This window comes from Megasphaera jansseni, from assembly GCF_047974155.1.
Lineage (GTDB): Bacteria > Bacillota > Negativicutes > Veillonellales > Megasphaeraceae > Megasphaera.
Window position 1 is genome coordinate 44,805 of sequence record NZ_JBHYRR010000015.1, and the last position, 18,133, is coordinate 62,937.

Annotated in this window: 16 protein-coding genes; 5 read left to right on the forward strand and 11 right to left on the reverse strand. The window is 52.6% G+C overall.

Going from position 1 to position 18,133, the window contains the following annotated elements; translation table 11 throughout:
* The first annotated feature begins 9 nt into the window (after positions 1-9).
* On the forward strand, positions 10-1,266 hold the full coding sequence (locus tag ACE418_RS07190) for an amidohydrolase family protein (protein ID WP_416449977.1): 1,257 nt from the start codon (positions 10-12) through the stop codon (positions 1,264-1,266).
* A gap of 412 nt (positions 1,267-1,678) precedes the next feature.
* On the opposite strand, the gene rpsR is transcribed toward ACE418_RS07190, so the two are convergent.
* The 4 genes from rpsR to ACE418_RS07210 form a co-directional block, all read right to left on the reverse strand.
* Positions 1,679-1,909, reverse strand: a complete 231-nt coding sequence (rpsR, locus tag ACE418_RS07195) for a 30S ribosomal protein S18 (protein WP_014015538.1) — start codon at positions 1,907-1,909, stop codon at positions 1,679-1,681.
* Positions 1,910-1,954: 45 nt separating this feature from the next.
* Complete coding sequence (locus tag ACE418_RS07200; RefSeq protein WP_020311592.1) at positions 1,955-2,395, reverse strand: single-stranded DNA-binding protein; 441 nt, start codon at positions 2,393-2,395, stop codon at positions 1,955-1,957.
* Positions 2,396-2,411: 16 nt separating this feature from the next.
* Complete coding sequence (gene rpsF / locus ACE418_RS07205; protein ID WP_014015536.1) at positions 2,412-2,696, reverse strand: 30S ribosomal protein S6; 285 nt, start codon at positions 2,694-2,696, stop codon at positions 2,412-2,414.
* A gap of 231 nt (positions 2,697-2,927) precedes the next feature.
* Positions 2,928-6,671, reverse strand: a complete 3,744-nt coding sequence (locus ACE418_RS07210; RefSeq protein ID WP_416449978.1) for a phosphoribosylformylglycinamidine synthase — start codon at positions 6,669-6,671, stop codon at positions 2,928-2,930.
* Positions 6,672-6,845: 174 nt separating this feature from the next.
* Between ACE418_RS07210 and ACE418_RS07215 the strand changes: the two genes are divergently transcribed.
* Complete coding sequence (locus ACE418_RS07215) at positions 6,846-7,421, forward strand: xanthine phosphoribosyltransferase (protein ID WP_416449998.1); 576 nt, start codon at positions 6,846-6,848, stop codon at positions 7,419-7,421.
* Between the two features lie 11 nt (positions 7,422-7,432).
* Complete coding sequence (locus tag ACE418_RS07220) at positions 7,433-8,053, forward strand: hypothetical protein (protein ID WP_416449979.1); 621 nt, start codon at positions 7,433-7,435, stop codon at positions 8,051-8,053.
* Here ACE418_RS07220 and ACE418_RS07225 read toward each other — a convergent pair.
* The 3 genes from ACE418_RS07225 to pepD all read right to left on the reverse strand — a co-directional run bounded on the left by ACE418_RS07225 (position 8,036) and on the right by pepD (position 10,691).
* Positions 8,036-8,737, reverse strand: a complete 702-nt coding sequence (locus tag ACE418_RS07225; RefSeq protein WP_416449980.1) for an FprA family A-type flavoprotein — start codon at positions 8,735-8,737, stop codon at positions 8,036-8,038. The genes ACE418_RS07220 and ACE418_RS07225 overlap by 18 nt on opposite strands.
* Positions 8,734-8,991 (reverse strand): 4Fe-4S binding protein, encoded by a 258-nt coding sequence (locus ACE418_RS07230; protein WP_416449981.1) that lies wholly within the window; start codon positions 8,989-8,991, stop codon positions 8,734-8,736. Before ACE418_RS07230 ends, ACE418_RS07225 begins: the two co-directional genes overlap by 4 nt.
* Positions 8,992-9,236: 245 nt before the next feature.
* Positions 9,237-10,691: a beta-Ala-His dipeptidase gene (gene pepD / locus ACE418_RS07235; protein ID WP_416449982.1), complete on the reverse strand. Its 1,455-nt coding sequence runs from the start codon at positions 10,689-10,691 to the stop codon at positions 9,237-9,239.
* 243 nt (positions 10,692-10,934) lie between these two features.
* Between pepD and ACE418_RS07240 the strand changes: the two genes are divergently transcribed.
* Both ACE418_RS07240 and ACE418_RS07245 read left to right on the forward strand, forming a co-directional pair.
* Positions 10,935-13,025: an OPT family oligopeptide transporter gene (locus tag ACE418_RS07240; protein WP_416449983.1), complete on the forward strand. Its 2,091-nt coding sequence runs from the start codon at positions 10,935-10,937 to the stop codon at positions 13,023-13,025.
* A 123-nt stretch (positions 13,026-13,148) separates the two neighbouring features.
* Positions 13,149-14,447 (forward strand): nickel pincer cofactor-dependent isomerase, group 22, encoded by a 1,299-nt coding sequence (locus tag ACE418_RS07245; RefSeq protein WP_416449984.1) that lies wholly within the window; start codon positions 13,149-13,151, stop codon positions 14,445-14,447.
* Between the two features lie 2 nt (positions 14,448-14,449).
* On the opposite strand, the gene ACE418_RS07250 is transcribed toward ACE418_RS07245, so the two are convergent.
* From ACE418_RS07250 to ACE418_RS07265, 4 genes are all read right to left on the reverse strand, one after another.
* A complete protein-coding gene (locus ACE418_RS07250) occupies positions 14,450-16,081 on the reverse strand; it encodes a subtype B tannase (protein ID WP_416449985.1) in 1,632 nt (543 codons plus the stop codon).
* Positions 16,082-16,453: 372 nt separating this feature from the next.
* The gene (locus tag ACE418_RS07255) at positions 16,454-17,041 is read right to left on the reverse strand and encodes a phosphatase PAP2 family protein (protein WP_416449986.1); all 588 of its coding nucleotides are present in this window, start codon (positions 17,039-17,041) and stop codon (positions 16,454-16,456) included.
* A 23-nt stretch (positions 17,042-17,064) separates the two neighbouring features.
* Positions 17,065-17,505 (reverse strand): Rrf2 family transcriptional regulator, encoded by a 441-nt coding sequence (locus tag ACE418_RS07260; protein WP_416449987.1) that lies wholly within the window; start codon positions 17,503-17,505, stop codon positions 17,065-17,067.
* Positions 17,506-17,518: 13 nt separating this feature from the next.
* Positions 17,519-17,863 (reverse strand): molecular chaperone Hsp90, encoded by a 345-nt coding sequence (locus tag ACE418_RS07265; protein ID WP_416449988.1) that lies wholly within the window; start codon positions 17,861-17,863, stop codon positions 17,519-17,521.
* Between the last annotated feature and the right edge of the window lie 270 nt (positions 17,864-18,133).

Genomic DNA, 18,133 nt, shown 5'->3' on the forward strand with positions numbered 1-18,133 from the left:
AGCGTTTACATGTTCATTAAAGGAAATTTTCTCTACACGCCGTCACGCAAGGAGCTGGCGATCCGTGAAAATCAATATGCTCATATCGAACACGGTGTCGTAACCGAATTCATGACGGACCTGCCGGAAACGATAAGCCCGGAAAAAGTCGTTGATTACGGCCAGGACATCATCATCCCGGCCTTCGTCGACCTACATATCCACGCCCCGCAGTACATCAACCGCGGCCTCGGCTTTGACGAAGAACTCCTGCCCTGGCTGGAACATTACACCTTCCCGGCAGAAGGGAAATTCGCCGATCCTGCCTTTGCCCGCCGCGTCTATACGGCTTTCCTGAAGCGCCTCAAAGCCGAAGGGACCTTATGTTTTTCCGCCTTTGCGACGATCCACAAAGAGTCAACATGGCAGCTCATGGAGCTGGCTGAAGAAATGGGTTTCAAAGCCTATATCGGCAAAGTAAACATGGACCGCAATGCCCCGGACTACCTTCTGGAAGACACAGACCGTTCCCTGGCTGACACGGAAGAACTGGCCGTCCGCTGCCGCGAAGAATTACAAAAGGTCCGCTTCATCGCGACGCCGCGCTTTGTCCCGTCGACGACGGAAAAACTGATGACCGGCCTGGGCCGCCTCTGTGAAACCTACAATCTGCCCGTCCAATCCCACCTGTCAGAAAACCGGAACGAAGTCGCCTGGGTCAAAGAGCTCCATCCCGACTTGCCGTCCTACACGGCTGTCTATGACGCCTTTGGCCTCTTGCGTCCTGAAAAGACCATCATGGCCCACGCTATCTACTTGTCAGACGAAGAAAAAAGTTTACTTCACGATAAAGGCGTTTACTTAGCACACTGTGCCCAGTCCAATGCCAATCTGACCAGCGGCATCATGCCTTTGCGGCGCAACCTGGAAAACGGATTGACCTGCACGATTGCCAGCGACGTCGCCGCTGGCCACACACCGGCCATGAACAAACAGATTGCCCTGACCATCGAAATATCGAAGCTCTATTCCCTGCAGCACGATACAGAAAAAGCCCTCACCATCGGTGAAGGCTTGTATTTGGCCACCAAAGGGCCGGGCCGCTTCTACGGCCAGACTGGCAGCTTTGAAAAAGGCTACGCCTTTGACGCCCTGGTCATCCACATGGACGATATCGAAGGCCTGGAACGGACGCCTTTTGAAAAGCTCCAGCAGTTCATCTACGACGGCGACGACCGCAACATCATCGCCCGCTATGTAGACGGGAATTTAGTGGCTGGTGATTAGTGGTTAGTGGTTAGTGGCTCGTGGTTCGTGGCTCGTGGTTCGTGGCTCGTGGCTCGTGGTTCGTGGCTCGTGGTTCGTGGCTCGTGGCTCGTGGCCAGTGGTTAGCAGTCAGCACTTGTAGGGGCCGTCCTGTCAAGGCGGCCCGTTGGGAATTTGGATGATTCTCCTAACACCCTGACAGGGAAATCGTACATATCCTTGAGCGGGCGCCCCACGTGGCGCCCCTACAAAAAAAGGGGCTGTCGCACGAAGGTTTTTGCCATCATGCGAGGCCCCTTCAACTTAAAAGTTTTTCGTTCGTAGTTCATCGTTCATCGCGATGGATTGATATTTTTAATCTCATACGACAAACGATGAACGACCTACGATCAACGTAAAAAGAGGCTGTCTTAATGCGACAGCCTCTTTTTTATTATTCAGCCGTATACGGCAAGAGTGCGATTGCACGTGCGCGTTTGATGGCAACAGTCAGTTTACGCTGATGTTTAGCGCAAACGCCAGAAATGCGGCGCGGCAAGATTTTACCGCGTTCTGTTGTGAAACGGCGAAGTTTTGCAACGTCTTTGTAATCGATCTGTTCAGCATGATCTACGCAGAAGCTGCATACTTTTCTTCTCGGTTTTCTCGAGCGATCTCTTCTCATGTATAGTTTCCTCCTTCAAGAATTAGAAGGGGTGTGTCTGACCTTTTAGAATGGGATTTCTTCGTCTGTGCTGGAACCCATGCTGTCAAAGCCGGTTCCCGGTGCAGCCGGTTTCGGCTGCGGTGCACTAGCATGCGGTGCCGGAGCAGCCTGCTGGTGTTCTGATCCCATTGTCTGGGCAACGAAGTCGCATACAACTTCCGTGCGATAGCGTTTCTGGCCATCCTGCGTTTCGTAAGAACGAACGGAGATACGGCCCTGGACGAATACACGGCTGCCTTTGGACAAGTTATTGCCACAGTTTTCCGCCAAATTACCCCAAGCAACACAAGGAATAAAATCAGTTAATTCCCGCGGTTCTGAACTGCCGGCCGGAATATACGACCGCGTGCAGGCAACGGTAAACATAGCGACTGCCCGGCCGGTCTTCGTAAAACGGATTTCCGGGTCACGAGCTAAATTCCCTAATAATTGGACTGAGTTCATACCTTTGCGCCTCCGGTTATTCGTCGATCTTGACGATCAAGTGTTTCAGAATAGTATCGTGGATCTTGATGACACGGTCGATTTCTTTGATGACGTCAGGTTCGCCTTCAAAGTTGATCAAAACGTAGTAGCCATCAGCCTGTTTTTTAACAGGGTATGCGAGATGACGTTTACCCCAGCGATCTACCTTTTCGATGGTGCAGCCGTTCTTGGTGAGAAGGTTGGATACCAATTCAACGATCGGATCTACTTCTGCTTCTTCGAGCGGTTTTGCAATAAACATGACTTCGTACTTGTTCACGAAATCACCTCCTCTTTTGGACATATGACCCTTCCCGCAGAAGGGTTAGGAGCTTGACACAGTTCAAGCTTGTTAATTATATCATAAGTGATGAGGGAATGCAAGAAAAAAGCTGCCATTCGGCAGCTTTTTCTTGTAAGTAACTCGTAGATAGTGAATCGTAGGGGTCGCCACGTGCAAGCCCCTACGACTAAAACTAACATGGGAGCCACGAACAATGAACCACTAATTTTATTTAAAATATGCTACGCCCGATTTGAAGATCGGCTGGAGTTTGTTGCCAGCGATGTTCTGGAAGACGTCTTCGGCGCTGAAGCGTTCGGTGTGCGCCATTTTGCCCAGGACTCGGCCATCGGGGCTGGTAATGCCTTCTACAGCCAGGACCGACTGGTTCGGGTTGTATTCGCTGTCATACGTAGCTTTGCCCGACAGGTCGACATACTGTGTCGCGATCTGGCCTTTGGCAGCCAGTTCACGGATCTGTTCCGGTGTGGCAACGAAACGGCCTTCGCCGTGGGAGATGGCAACGGTATGGACGTCGCCGGCTTTGCAGCTGCTGAACCACGGGCTCATGACGGAAACGACCTTCGTTTCGACCATGCGCGACAGATGACGGCCGATGGTATTGTAGGTCAGCGTCGGGCTATCCGCTTTCAACGGCTGGACATGGCCGTAAGGCAAGAGGCCGAGCTTGATCAGGGCCTGGAAGCCGTTGCAGATGCCGAGAGCCAGGCCATCGCGCTGATAGAGCAGGTTTTCCAGGGCTTCCGACAGGACGGGGTTGCGGAACAAGGTAGCAATGAATTTGCCCGAACCTTCCGGTTCGTCACCGGCACTGAAGCCGCCGGGGAACATGATGATCTGGGCTTTGGCAATGCGTTTGGCCATTTCATCGATAGATTCTGCCAAATCCTGCGGCGTGTTGTTGCGCAGTACCATGACATCCGTCGTAGCACCGGCCCGTTCAAAGGCAGCCGCCGAGTCGTATTCGCAGTTCGTGCCCGGGCAGACCGGGATGAAGACCCGCGGCGTACCAAAGGCTTCGCTGCGGCGCGGACCGTACGTCGTGAACAGAGGCAGTTCGGCGTCGCCCGTACCGCTTTCGCTCTTAATGGGGAAGACGTGGCTCAGCGGTTTTTCCCAGGCATCCTGGAGGTCTTTCAGAGAAATCGTCACGCCATCGACGGTCACATCGGCAGCGGCCGTCGTCTTGCCGACGAGGGAAACGTGATCCCGTTTGCCCCATTCAGCCGCCGTAGCCGCATCGGTTTCGACGAGGATCGAGCCATAACGGAGGTTGAACAGTTCCTGAACAGCAAAGGCCGCATCAACGGCAAAGCCAATGCCATTGCCGAAAGCCATCTGGGCGACGGCAGCGGCGATACCGCCCTGACCAACAGCATGCATGGCTTTGATTTTACCATCGAGGACAGCCTGATGGAGGAAGTCACAGTGGGCTTTGAAAGTATCGAAATCCGGCATTTCTTCACCGTCGCGGGGCAGGTCGAAGAGGAGGACGGCGTCATCAGCGGCTTTGAATTCCGGCGAAATGATATGATTGGTGTGTTCCGGTGCAATGGCAAAGGAAACGAGCGTCGGCGGAACGGTCAGGTTTTCAAAGGTGCCGCTCATGCTGTCCTTGCCGCCGATAGCGGCCACTTCCATGACCTGCTGGGCTACGAAAGCACCGAGGAGGGCGCTGACCGGCTGACCCCAGGCCTTTTCATTCGTACCCAGGCTCTGGAAGAATTCCTGCATGGTCAGGTAAACTTTCTTGCGGTCGCCGCCGAGGGCAACGAGTTTGGCGATAGACTGGATGACCGCATAGAGGGCTCCGTGGAAGGGGCTCCAAATAGCCAGATCCGGATCATACCCATGGGTAAAGATGCTGGCCGTCGTCGTATTGCCGTGTTCAACAGGAATCTTGGCAACCATGCCTTCGACAGGCGTCTTCTGGTATTTGCCGCCAAAAGGCATGAGGACCGTGCGGGCCCCGATAGTGCTATCGAAGCGTTCAGCCAGGCCCTGTTCCGACGCGATATTCAGGGTACCCATCGTATCGAGCCAGGTCTTGGCGACGTCTTTGACTTCCGGAGCTTTGAAGAAATCTTTGTCTTCCGGAGCGACGACAACGGCTTTGCGATGCTGGGTGACGCCGTTGGTATCGAGGAAAGCACGGGTAATATTGACGACATTCTGGTCGCGCCAGTGCATGACCAGTCGTTTCGTATCCGTAGCGACAGCGACAATCGTAGCTTCCAGGTTTTCTTCAGCGGCATATTTCATGAATTCATCGACGTGTTCCGGAGCGACGACGACAGCCATACGTTCCTGGGATTCCGAAATGGCCAGTTCTGTGCCATCCAGGCCTTCGTATTTCTTCGGGACTTTGTCGAGGTTGATGTCCAGGCCGTCCGTCAATTCACCGATAGCGACGGAGACACCGCCGGCACCGAAGTCGTTGCAGCGTTTGATGAGGACCGTGACTTCATGACGGCGGAAGAGGCGCTGGATTTTGCGTTCCGTCAGGGCATTGCCCTTCTGGACTTCGGCGCCGCACGTTTCCAGAGATTCAACAGTATGCTTCTTGGACGAGCCCGTAGCACCGCCGCAGCCGTCACGGCCGGTCTTGCCACCGAGGAGGATGATGATGTCGCCAGGGAGCGGTTCTTCACGGACGACGTTATTGCGCGGAGCTGCACCGAGGACGGCACCGATTTCCATGCGCTTGGCAATGAAACCGGGGTTGTAATATTCTTTGACTTCGCCCGTAGCCAGGCCGATCTGGTTGCCATAAGAGCTGTAGCCCTTAGCAGCCCCCGTCGTCAGCTTGCGCTGGGGCAGTTTGCCGACGAGCGTATCCTTGACCGGCTGGCGCGGGTCGCCGGCGCCGGTGACGCGCATAGCCTGATATACGTAGGAACGGCCGCTCAAGGGGTCGCGGATACAGCCGCCCAGGCAGGTAGCAGCGCCGCCGAACGGTTCGATTTCCGTCGGATGGTTATGGGTTTCATTCTTAAAGAGGAGGAGCCATTCTTCTTCGACGCCATCGACATCGACAGGGATGATGATGGTGCAGGCGTTGATTTCTTCCGATTCGTCGAGGTCATCGAGTTTACCGGCAGCTTTCAATTCTTTGACGGCAATGGTCGCCATATCCATGAGGGTCTGTGGTTTCTTGCGGTTCAAGTTTTCCCGCGTCGTCTTATACGATTCATAAGCACGCTGGATGGGCGCCGTAAAGGTCCCTTTTTCAAAAGAAACATCCGTGAGTTCGGTCATGAACGTCGTATGACGGCAGTGGTCCGACCAATAGGTGTCGATGACACGGATTTCCGTCACCGTCGGATTGCGTTTTTCTTCATCCCGGAAGTATGTCTGGACGAATTTCAAATCATCGAAGCTCATGGCCAGGCCCATGTGAGCCGACAATTCCTGCAAAGCGCTGTCATCCATGGCATCGAAGCCGTCGATGACGGGGACGTCAGCCGGTTTTTCCCAGGGCATTTCCAAGGTCGAAACGGGGTCCAGCGAAGCTTCGCGGGCTTCGACGGGGTTGATGCAATAATGTTTGATGGCAGCGACATCATCAGCGGATAAGTTGCCGGACAAAACGAGAACCTGTGCCGTGCGGACGAGGCTGTCGTTCTTCATGGTCAGCATCTGCAGGCACTGCATGGCCGAATCGGCGCGCTGATCGTACTGGCCCGGCAGATATTCAACGGCCAGGACTGTATCGTCCTTACCAGCCGGCAGTTCATCATAGACGGCATCGACAGGCGGTTCGGAGAAAATCATATTTTTAGCCGCTTCAAAAGCCGCATCATCGAGACCGGATACGTCATAGCGGTGATAAATGTGAATATCGGTCAACCCTTTAATCAACAGGTTTTCCTGTAAATCAGTGAGCAATCGTTTTGCTTCGTCAGCAAAAACACCTTTCTTGGCAACATACAAACGTCGGATAGACTGCATGTCATGACCTCCCTCAAAGATAGATAACTTATCATTAGACAACTTTAGTATACCTGTTTTAAAACCATAAGTAAACTTAGAATTTTATTGACTTGCCTATAAAATCGTATTAGACTAGTACTATTATAGTAGACAATGTTTACCATTTTTCATCACAGGGAGGACATGGAAGTAATGGAAGAATTGAAACAGCGAATTTTACAGGATGGCCTGGTCATCGACAACCGGATTTTAAAGATTGACAACTTTTTGAATCAGCAAATCGATACAACCCTCATCAATCATGTAGGTCAGGAGTTCGCCCGCCGTTTCAAAGACGTACACATCGACCGCATCGTCACCATCGAGGCTTCGGGCATTGCCGTAGCTTATGCGGCTTCCCTGGCTATGAACAACCTGCCTATCGTCTTTGCCCGCAAGAAAAAATCCCTGCTCACTAAGGGCGAACAGTATACGGCCAAGATCTACTCGTATACGAAAGAAGAAGAATATACGGCAACGATCAGCAAAGCTTATCTCCACGCCGGTGAATCGGTCCTCATCATCGACGACTTCCTGGCCAGCGGAGCCGCTGCTGTCGGTCTGACGGACATCGTCGCTCAGGCAGGCTGTACGGTCGCCGGTATCGGCATCGTCGTCGAAAAGACCTTCCAGAGCGGCCGCAAGACGTTGGAAGATAAAGGCTTCCGCGTCGAATCCCTGGCCCGCATCGCCCGTTTTGAAAACAACAAGCCTGTCTTCGTCGAATAAGGAGAATCATCATGCGCGCCCAATTTTTTGACGGTTTCGATTTTGCCACATATAAATTCAGCATCGTCGCCATCGAAGAGGTCGATGAATTCTTTAACATCGAAGAATTCGGCCTCCACCCCATCATGTACAATGAAGCCTGCCTGCGCGGATATACGGCGATTTTCGGCTTCAACGATGAAAAAATGCTGACCCTCCATAAGTTACTGACCAATAACAACGGCATGGAACCGCCTGCTATCGACGGCATCCATCCCGTTTCCTTCCATTCACCGGCAGGGGACCTGAAATATGAGCTCAACCACGTCATGGATTACAGCGGCTCCATCCTCATCGCCAACAGCTTCATCGACAAGTATTTCGTCCCCTTCGGCTTCCAGCTTCCCCATGCCTTCCGCAAGGTCTATGAACTGACTTTCGACAAAGGCCTGTTCGTCAAAGTCCAGGACCATTCCCAGGAAGCGCAAGAACTGCGCATCGAGTACGAAGAACCCTTGACTTCCAAGAAGAAGCTCCAGATCAAATGGGGCAATCTGACCCATAAATCGGAGGAATACGGATTCGACGACGAAACGATTGCGCAGTACATGGACCTCAGTTACGATACGAAATATTTATTTAATCACGCGTGATACATAGAAATCCCGGACAGTCGGCCATTGGCTCTGCAAGATGAGGCCATGGCCGGTTGCTGCTGTCTGGATAGGCATAGCGGCGATGTCGGCGATGATGGCCTTATCGGCATCTGATGCCGGTGCAAAGACCCGTTCAAAATAAGGTTCGGCCCCTTTGAGGATATCTTCCTTAGAATAACCAGCATCGACAGGCGGTTCTTCGGCTAAATACTGGCCAAAGAGGTCATTGGAGAAGAGGATTTTTTCCGAAGCCAACCAGGTGACCATATTATCTGGCCAGTGGAGACCCGGCGTATGGATGAACTGGAACGTATAATCACCTAAGGTCAGGGTTTCGCCATGCTGGACGACGCGGAAATCAGCCGACGGATATTTTTCCTGGAGCCGTTCTTTCGTAGCCGGCGTGCAGTATACGGGCAGATCCGGGTGGCGGTCCAGGACGGCCTGCAAAGCACCGCTGTGATCTTCTTCAGAATGATTGAGGATCAGGGCATCGATCTGGCTGACAGGCAGGACATTTTCCATATCCTGGATGTAGGCATCGGCTGCTTTATCGGGAACGGTATCGATGAGGATATTTTGTTTACCACGAAGTAAATAAGATAAGAAAGAAATAGAAATCTTAGGTTTATTGATGGTCTTACCAAAGACAAAGATGTGTGGATTCAGCGAGTATTTCATAAAGAAGACCTCCTGGCAGATTCATATTTTCCCTGGGGAATGTAGTAACATTTATATATTTCACAGGCATCCATACAACGGTTGCATCGCAGGCACTTCGTCATATCGACACGGGGCCGCCGGATGCCGTCGGCACAGGTCTGCATCGATAAGGCTTCATACGGACAAATGCTAATACAGCAGCCGCAGCCTTCACATTCCCTGCGGTTGAAATAGTCCGGGGTAATCAGTTGATCAATATGCGTTTTTTCCATCGTACTCCCCTCCTTTTGCTATACTTATACTATATCAAAAACATCTGAATAAAACTGTTGCAAATACAACAAAAGGGCTTGTCGCACGACGACAAGCCCTTTTGTTAAGTTTTACTGTAGGGGTCGCCACGTGGGCGACCCGCTGGGTATTTATATGACGCCCATGACACCTGACCGGGAAATCACATATATCCCGAAACGGGCTTGCCACGTGCAAGCCCCTACGAACCACGAATCACCAGCCACTAATTATTTAATTTCCCCAATGTCTTGGCGACGATGCGGGTCAGGAGTGCTACGGTATCGAGTTCGACCGATTCGTCGGCACTATGGATGTCGTGCGTCGTCGGCCCGACAGAGATGATGTCCAGTTTCGGATTCATGGAGAAGAAATATCCCGTTTCCAGGCCGCCGTGCATGGCTTCGATGCGGGCTTCTTTACCGGCTTCTTCCTTGTAAACGTCGGCGACGAGGGGGACGAGCTTGCTGTGCGGATTTTCTGTCCATGCCGGTTCCGGCGAAGCCAGTTCGATGTCACAGCCTGTCAACTCTGCGTAAACGGGAAGGATCGCCATCAATTCGCGCAGGCGGGCATCGGCCGATGCGCGTGGGAAGTACTGGATAGCGACATGGTCGCCTTCAGTCCGGATGGTCCCGATATTGGCCGACAAGTCCGGCAGTTTCGGCAGCAGCTGGTTCATGGCAAAGACACCGCAGTGAAGGATATTCAGCAGGCTGACCAGATTCTTCGTATCGTCAGCCGAGAAGGTCTGCGCCGGTACGTCCGCATCTTCGACGAGGAAATGGGCATTCTTTTCGACTTCACCGTATACTTCAGCGATTTCAGCCTGTTCTTCGCCAACGGCTTTCTTCACGGTTTCGCCTGCGTTTACATCGTTTACAACAATGACAGCCGAAGCTTCTGACGGAATGGCATTGGCTGCTACGCCGCCGGTGATGGAAGCCAGGACGTAGGATACGCCGGCCTGGGCAATGCGGCGGAGGGCCAGGCTCAGGGCTTTGATAGCATTGCTCTTACCATCGTTGATGGTTTCCCCGGAATGGCCGCCGGCAAAGTCTTTCGCCGTAATGGTAAACGCCTGTTTACCTTCGGCAGCCTGCCAGTGGATGGGACGGCTGAAATGGGTGTGGACACTGCCGGCCGAGCCGACGCAGAGGACGTCCATATATTCGGAGTCACAGTTGATGATGTACTGTACATCCTGGACATATTTCGGATCCAGATGAGTAGCCCCGGTCATGCCCGTTTCTTCGTCTACCGTAAAGATGAGGCGCAGCGGGCCGTGCTGGATATCCTGTTGGATGAGATAGAGCGACAAGGCGACGGCAATGCCATCATCGGCACCGAGGCTGGTCCCATCGGCATGGAGGATATTGCCTTCACGGACCAGTTTGATTTCACTGGTCATGGGGTCGAAATCGACGCCGGGCTTAGCAACGCAGACCATATCCATATGGCCCTGGAGGACCGTAAGCGGCCAATCTTCACAGCCCTGGCTGGCCGGTACATTGGCGATGACATTATATACTTCATCCTGTGTAACATCGGCAATGCCCAATTCGTGGAGACGGCTGACAATATAATCGCTGACGCCTTTTTCATGATGAGACGGACGCGGATGCTTAGCCAGTCCTGCAAATTCGTGGATGACACCTTCAATGATTTCATGATCGTTCATAGGATAAACGCTCCCTTCAAAAAGTCTTGCTTAATCGTTTATTTATTATACCACGGACGAGGCCCATCGGGCTACTATCCGCATGTGTATATTTTTGCTTGCAAAAAAGTAATTATACGGCTATTTTTCCGCGTACAGTGTACAAATTGATATATGACGAATGCAAAAAAATTGAGTATAATATAAGCATCAGTAAAGTTGTACGTTTTAGTACTTCTTAATTTTTATTTGGGAGGTTTTCTTATGAAACCACAATCAAACCTGACTGTGAACTACCCAAGTATGCCGGAATTGACGGCCCGCGGTATGATCCTCGGCGCCCTGATTACCGTTATCTTTACGGCTTCCAACGTATACCTGGGCTTGAAAGTCGGCCTGACGTTCTCATCGTCCATCCCGGCTGCAGTCATCTCCATGGCAATCCTGCGCATGTTCAAACATTCCAATATCCTGGAAAATAACATGGTACAGACGCAGGCATCTGCTGCCGGCACTTTATCTGCTATCATCTTCATCCTGCCGGGCTTGCTCATGCTGGGGTACTGGCAGGGCTTCCCGTTCTGGCAGACCTTGCTGCTCTGCGCTTGCGGCGGTTCTCTCGGTGTCTTGTTTACCATCCCCCTGCGCCGGGCTATGGTCGTCAACAGCGACCTGCCGTATCCGGAAGGCCGGGCTGCTGCCGAAATCCTGAAAGTCGGCAGTGAAATCCGCAAGGAAGAAGCCAACGGCGAAGATACGAGCAAAAAAGAAACAGGCATGAAAGATATCGTCGGCGGCACGGCCCTGGCCGGTATCTTCAGTCTCTGTTCCAACGGCTTCCACGTCGTTTCTTCGGAATTCAGCTACTGGCTCTCGTTCGGCAAAGCCGTTACCCAGATTCCCCTGGGCTTCTCGACAGCCCTCCTCGGTGCCGGCTACCTCATCGGTATCGCCAGCGGCATGGCTATCTTAATCGGCACACTCTTGGCCTGGTACGTCTTCGTCCCCTATCTGACTTCGGTCATCACACCGGCTGAAGGGCAGAGCGCAGCGGCATTTGCCAAGGCTATCTGGGCTCAGAAAGTCCGCTTCATCGGTGCCGGCTGTATCGGTATCGCTGCTGTCTGGACCTTGATCCGCCTGGCCAAACCGGTCGTCGACGGCATCAAGATGTCCATCAACGCCCTGCGTGCCAATGATACGGAAGAAAAGAAGCTGCTCCATCACACGGACATCGACATGTCGCCGAAATCGGTCGGCCTCGTATTCCTGGCCATCCTCATCGGCTTGTTCATCACCTTCTATACCTTTGTCAGCAACGCCGGCCTTTCCATGTCGGTAACGCTCATGTTCATCGTCGTCGGCATCCTGGTCGCCATCCTCATGGGCTTCTTCGTCGCTGCTGCCTGCGGTTACATGGCAGGCCTCATCGGCACGTCGGCCAGCCCGATTTCCGGTATCGGCATCCTGGGCATCATCGTATCGTCCCTGGTCGTCCTCGGTATCGGCTCTTCGGCCGGTGTCTTTGAAACCATGCAGGGTACGCAGTTCGCTACGGCCTTCGCTATCTTCATCACCAGCGTCATCGTCAGCATCGCATCCATTTCCAACGATAACCTGCAGGACCTCAAGACAGGCTATCTCGTCGGCGCTACGCCGTGGAAACAGCAGGTCGCCCTCATCCTGGGCTCGATCATCGGTTCCTTCGCCATCGCGCCGGTCCTGAACCTGCTCTATCAGGCCTACGGCTTCACCGGTGCCCTTCCGCGTGCCGGCATGGACCCGACACAGGCTCTGGCAGCTCCGCAGGCAACCTTGATGACGACCATCGCTCAAGGTATCTTCAGTGCCAGCCTCGACTGGAACTATATCCTCTTCGGTGTCGGTGTCGGTATCGCCGCCATCATCATCGACCTCATTTTGACGAAAAACACGAAATCCCTGGCACTGCCGCCGCTGGCTGTCGGCATGGGCATTTACCTGCCGCCGACACTGGAAATCCCGCTGGTCATCGGTTCGGTCATGGGTTATTTCATCCATAAGTCCCTGAAAGCCCGCGCTGCCCGCCGCAGCCCTGGCCACGAAGAAGAAGACGTAGAGGCCTGCAATCATCGCGGCGTCCTCTTTGCATCGGGCCTCATCGTCGGCGAAAGCCTCATGGGCGTCATCATCGCCCTGCTCATCGTCGTCTCCGTCACCTCTGGCGGCAGCGAAAACCCGCTGGCCCTGGTCGGCAAAGACTTCCAGTCTACAGCTGATATCCTCGGCTTGCTCTGCTTCATCGCAATGATTATCATCTTCGTCCGCCACATCTTGATTACCAAGTTCAATCCGGAAGATGCTGAAAGCAAATAATCAAATGTTACTTTCATTAAATTTTCATTAGAAATTTGATGAATCCTCGACAAAAGTCCTCATACACAAGACACTTGGCGTACTGAGGACTTTTGTTTTGTATATTTAAAGGAGGTTATTTCTTTGTTCTTTCCCAAACTCGACAAACAATCCCTGACCGACGGCATTGTCATCCCGCAGATGGTCAAAGTCCACCAATCGTTCCCGCATACAGACTTAGCCGATCCCGTAGGCACGCTGAAACAGCAGCTCCTGGCATTGGATCCGGCAACAACAAAAGCCCTCGAAGGCAAGCGCATCGGCATCACAGCCGGCAGCCGCGGGCTCCCGCATTATAAAGAAATCATGAAGGCCCTTTGCGACCAGCTCAAAGCCTGGGGCGCCAATCCTTTCGTCTTCCCGGCCATGGGCAGCCATGCCGGAGCTACTGCCGAAGGCCAAAAGGCCCATTTAGCTCAATTCGGCATCAACGAAGACTATTTAGGCGTCCCTGTCCTTTCTACGATGGATGTCGTCGAAGTGGCTACCTTAGACGATGGCTTCCCGGTCTATTGCGATAAAAATGCCTACGAAGCCGATGGTATCATCCTGTTCAATAAGATTAAACCGCATACGCACTTTAAATATAAACATGAATCGGGCCTGCTGAAGATGATCTGCATCGGCTGCGGCAAACACAAAGGCGCTTCAACCTTCCATGGCCGGGGCTATGACGCTTTCGGCCCCAATCTGGAACGCGTATCGAAAGCTTTCTTGCAGCATGTAAACGTCGTTTTCTCCGTCGGCATGGTCCAGAGCCCCAGCGATGACATCGCCGCCCTGGAAGTCATTCCGACTGATAAATTCTTTGAACGCGATGCCGCTTTACAAACGATGGCCAAAGCTGAAATGCCGCGCCTAAAGCTGCCCCACATCGATGTCCTCATCGTTGACGAAATCGGCAAGGAAATCAGCGGCACCGGCATGGACCCGAATATCACCGGCCGTACCGAACGCTTCAGCCAGGAAACAGCCTTTCGGGCCCTGGCGCCGGATATCGAACGCATCGTCATCCTGGACATTACCGAAGCGTCCCACGGCAACGGCGCCGGCTGCGGCATGGCCGACATCGTCAGTTACCGCTTCGTAAACAAGATGGATTTTTCCTCGGCTTACACCAACTGCATTACGGCTAAGTCCTTCCGCATGGCCCTCCTGCCCCTGTATGGCAACAGCGATAAAGATGCCATCGAAATGGCCATGGCCCACGCCTTCCTGACCGATCCGAACCAGGCCAAAGTCGTCCGCATAAAGAACACGCTGAAATTGGAAGATATTGAATGTTCCGTCTCGTGTTTACAGGATATAAAAAACGATCCGGATATGACAGTCACATCCGAACCGTTTACATGGAAGTTTAATGAAGAAGATAATTTGTGGTAAATTTAGTTTTTATGACCGATGAAATCCATCCAGGCGAAGAGTTCATCCAAATCGTAGTCACCAGCATGGCCGCGGGCCCAAGGCGAAGCAAAGTCGACGGTATAGCCGGCCTGCTGCAGGCGCGCCGCCAAGACTGCCGGTACGGCAATCGTCGTATCGCGGTCGGCTTCGCCATGGCGGATCCGCCAGTACTGAGCCGTCTTGACGCCGGACTTCCCGATGTAGTTCAGCGGATTCAACAGCTTGACGATGCCTTTATCAGCCAGAGTAGTTCCTGCCGTGAGGGAATGGGTTTCCCCATATTCCGTGAAGTGCTGTTTATCAATGGTCGCCGTCCCGAATTCCTGGTTTTCCCCAGTGCTGAGGTCCAGCCCGTCAAAAGCTGGAGCGGCTTTCAGGCGCGTAACATCTGCGGCATAGCCGGCTAAATCCATATCGGTTACTTTGCCATCTTTAATAGTCAGCCACGTCTTGGACGATAAATCAGTCCCGTTGTCGAGCGCTTTCTGGGCCGAAGCCATGTAAATGGCTTTAATATAATTAGCAAAAGCCCCTTTCCCGTTGGCATCCAGGGTCAAGGCATTTCCATTCTTATCCACCAGATGTAAACTATTGATATAGGCCGGATACATAGCCTTTAAGTCTTTCGAAGCCTGCTGCTGAACAGCCGTCATTTCGGTCCCGGAAGCCGCTTCTGTCGGCGCGTTGTCCGGACGGTTGGTGACGACGCCTGCCGGTTTTGCCTGACCCTTGCCTGCCGGCGGCGGCATCATGCCGCCCATATTCCCCTGGTGATACGTGTTTACACCGTTAAACATCCATTCATAAGCCATATCGGCATGGTCCAGGTCGGTAATCGGGCAGTATACGCTGGAAGCGTAAATATCGTCGCGTTCATCAGCCGCGCCAAGGGCTTTCAAATAAGGTTCATAGTCCCGGCTGTCTCCCGTCGCCCCGATGAGCGTCGACAAAGCGCCGCCAGCACTGGTCCCGTTAGAAATGATTTTTTCCGTATCGCCAGGCAGTTTTCCAGCGTTATGGCGCAAATAACGGACAGCCGCCTTCATATCGACGATGAGTGCCGGAGCCTTGCCGGTATACGTGCCGTCCGCGGCCTGGTTTGTCCGTCCGCGGGCTCCCGGAGCTGCGACGACATAGCCTTTGGAAAGGGCGACGAGCATGGCATTGGCGCCGCCAGTCATACGGTCATTTTCAGACGGCTGCCCCGGTGCCCCCGGCATATAGCCGCCGACTGTGTTGGGCAGGAAAATCGGGGCCGTTTTGGCGGTATAGCCATTGATCGTCTTGCCCTTGAAATAGCCTTCAGGAACATAGATATTCATGGACTGGTACGTCGTATCGACAGGCCGGGCTACATACACCCGGTTTTCATAGGCCCGGAAGGCCACTTTTTTGCCATCGACAGTCATCGTCTTCTTTTCATACTTCGTCGTATCCAAATCGAGACTATACGTCTGCTGCACCGGAGCGGCCTGGGCCGTTTTAGCCTTGGCCTGCGTGGCAGCCGCCACGGCCTGTACCGGTTCTGCTTTGGCTGTATCAGCTGCCAATACCAGACCGCCAGTCATCATAAAAAACAGCGCTGCTGCGCACATCTTATTTCTACCTTTCATAACTTCAATCACCTTTCTCTAAAAATAGTTTTAATTACAACCATTTCTTTCTGCCTTAGTATACCATAGAAATGTGGCGATGCTATGACAGTTTGGAAAAAAAAAGAGGCTGTCGCATTAAGACAGCCTCTTTTTACGTTGATCGTAGGTCGTTCATCGTTTGTCGTATGGGATTAAAAATATCAATCCATCGCGATGAACGATGAACTACGAACGAAAAACTTTTAAGTTTAAGGGGCCTCGCATGATGGCAAAAACCATCGTGCGACAGCCCCCTTTTTAAGGGATTAGCAGCTAGTGGCTAGGGGTTAGCGAATACTCTATACTATAAACTAGAGATCCTGTATGATAGCCGAAATTCCCCCGCACCTATCAGCATTTCCGCCACCAGGTCTGTACTACGGAAGCCCCGACGTGCCAATAGTAAAGGATGTGGTCAGCCAGTTGTGAACATCGTTTACTATGGTAAACGACATGGCTGGCTGCAGCGCCTATGAAGAAGCCGCCGACGACATCGCTGACGTAATGAAGGCCGCTGAGTATCCGTGACGACGCCAGGACGCCAGTCCAGGCCAAAGCGGGCAGTCCCCAGGGGTTGCGCCGGACCAGGAGCATCAGGGAAATGGCCAGGCTGTTCATGGAATGGTTGCTAGGGAAAGACGCATTGGCTTTGTGACGAACCAGGGGCGCCGCGTCACCGCGGACAAAAGGCCGTGGTCGATGCCAGATTTTACCGATGACCCAGGAAACGGAAGACCCCAGGATGACGGAAAACAGACAGTAAACTAATGTCTTCCGTCGTTTAATCTGTTCTGAAAGCGGACGCGGCCGGAACCACTCGACAAGACCATAAAGGATGAACAGCCAGTAACCGAACCGGGTAATCCAGGTAAGGATCCGGAGCCAGGTCCTGCGCCGGGCAATGAACCATTGAGCAAATAAAAAGATAGACCTTGCCATGATAGCCTCTCTTTCAGCCGGACTCAGCCCTGTTTTTCGAAGGCATCCTGCATCGTTCCCGCCACGTCAGCTAAGGAAATACTGCGCATCTTATCTTCCATGGCATCCTGCACCTGATGCAGCCTGTTATCCAGACCGGCATGAATCGTCTTGCCTACGGGGCACTGCGGGCAGGGGTGTTCGTGAAAATGAAAGAGCGAATCGCCGCCGACGCAGTCTACGGCATGGTAAACGTCATATAAACTAATGTCAGCAATCGGTTTTTCCAACGCGGTACCGCCGGTCCCGCGCTTGACCTGGATCAGTCCGGCCGCTTTGAGCTGGATGAGCAGTTTGCGGATGATGACAGGGTTCGTCCCTACACTGGCAGCGATGAAGTCACTCGTCACTTTTTCCGTTTTGCCAAAGTAATCGATGCACAGCAAGGTATGGACGGCCATGGTAAATCGACTGGAAATCTGCATACAGAAGGACTCCTTAAATAGCTTTTAATTCACGGAGGATCGCCAGATCAGCCGTACAAGCCGGGCAGTCACAGAATTTAGCGCCTTTGGCCTGAATATCTTTAGCATGAGCCAAGAGCTGTTTTGCTGCATCGGCCCCCATGATCTGGACAGCATGTTCCGAAGCCGCAAAGGCCAGGAGTTCATCAATCGTCGCAACACCCTGCTTCAAGGCTTCGATATAAGCCGGCGCAGCGGCATCTTTATCGGCAGCATCAAGCCAGGCCTGCGCGGCCGTTTTCAGCGTCGGATTACAGCTGGGAGCTGCCATCAAATCATGTGTTTTTGCCGTAACGAATTCTACTGTTTTTGCATCCATTGTAAAAAACCTCCTATAACATGACGAATCAAAATATACAGGATAGAATCATCCTGATTACATCCTTATCATACGACATTTTAATTGTAAAGTCAATGGTTACACATCATGTATTTTGTTGAACTATTTTAAACTAATTTATTTCGGTTTAAATGTTTGCTATTCGCTTGGTTATCACATTTTAAAAGCGAGTTCGTTCTCTATTTAAACACTCTTATTTGCATGTAAACAATTACAAAAAAAGAGGCTGCGCACGTGCGACAGCCTCTT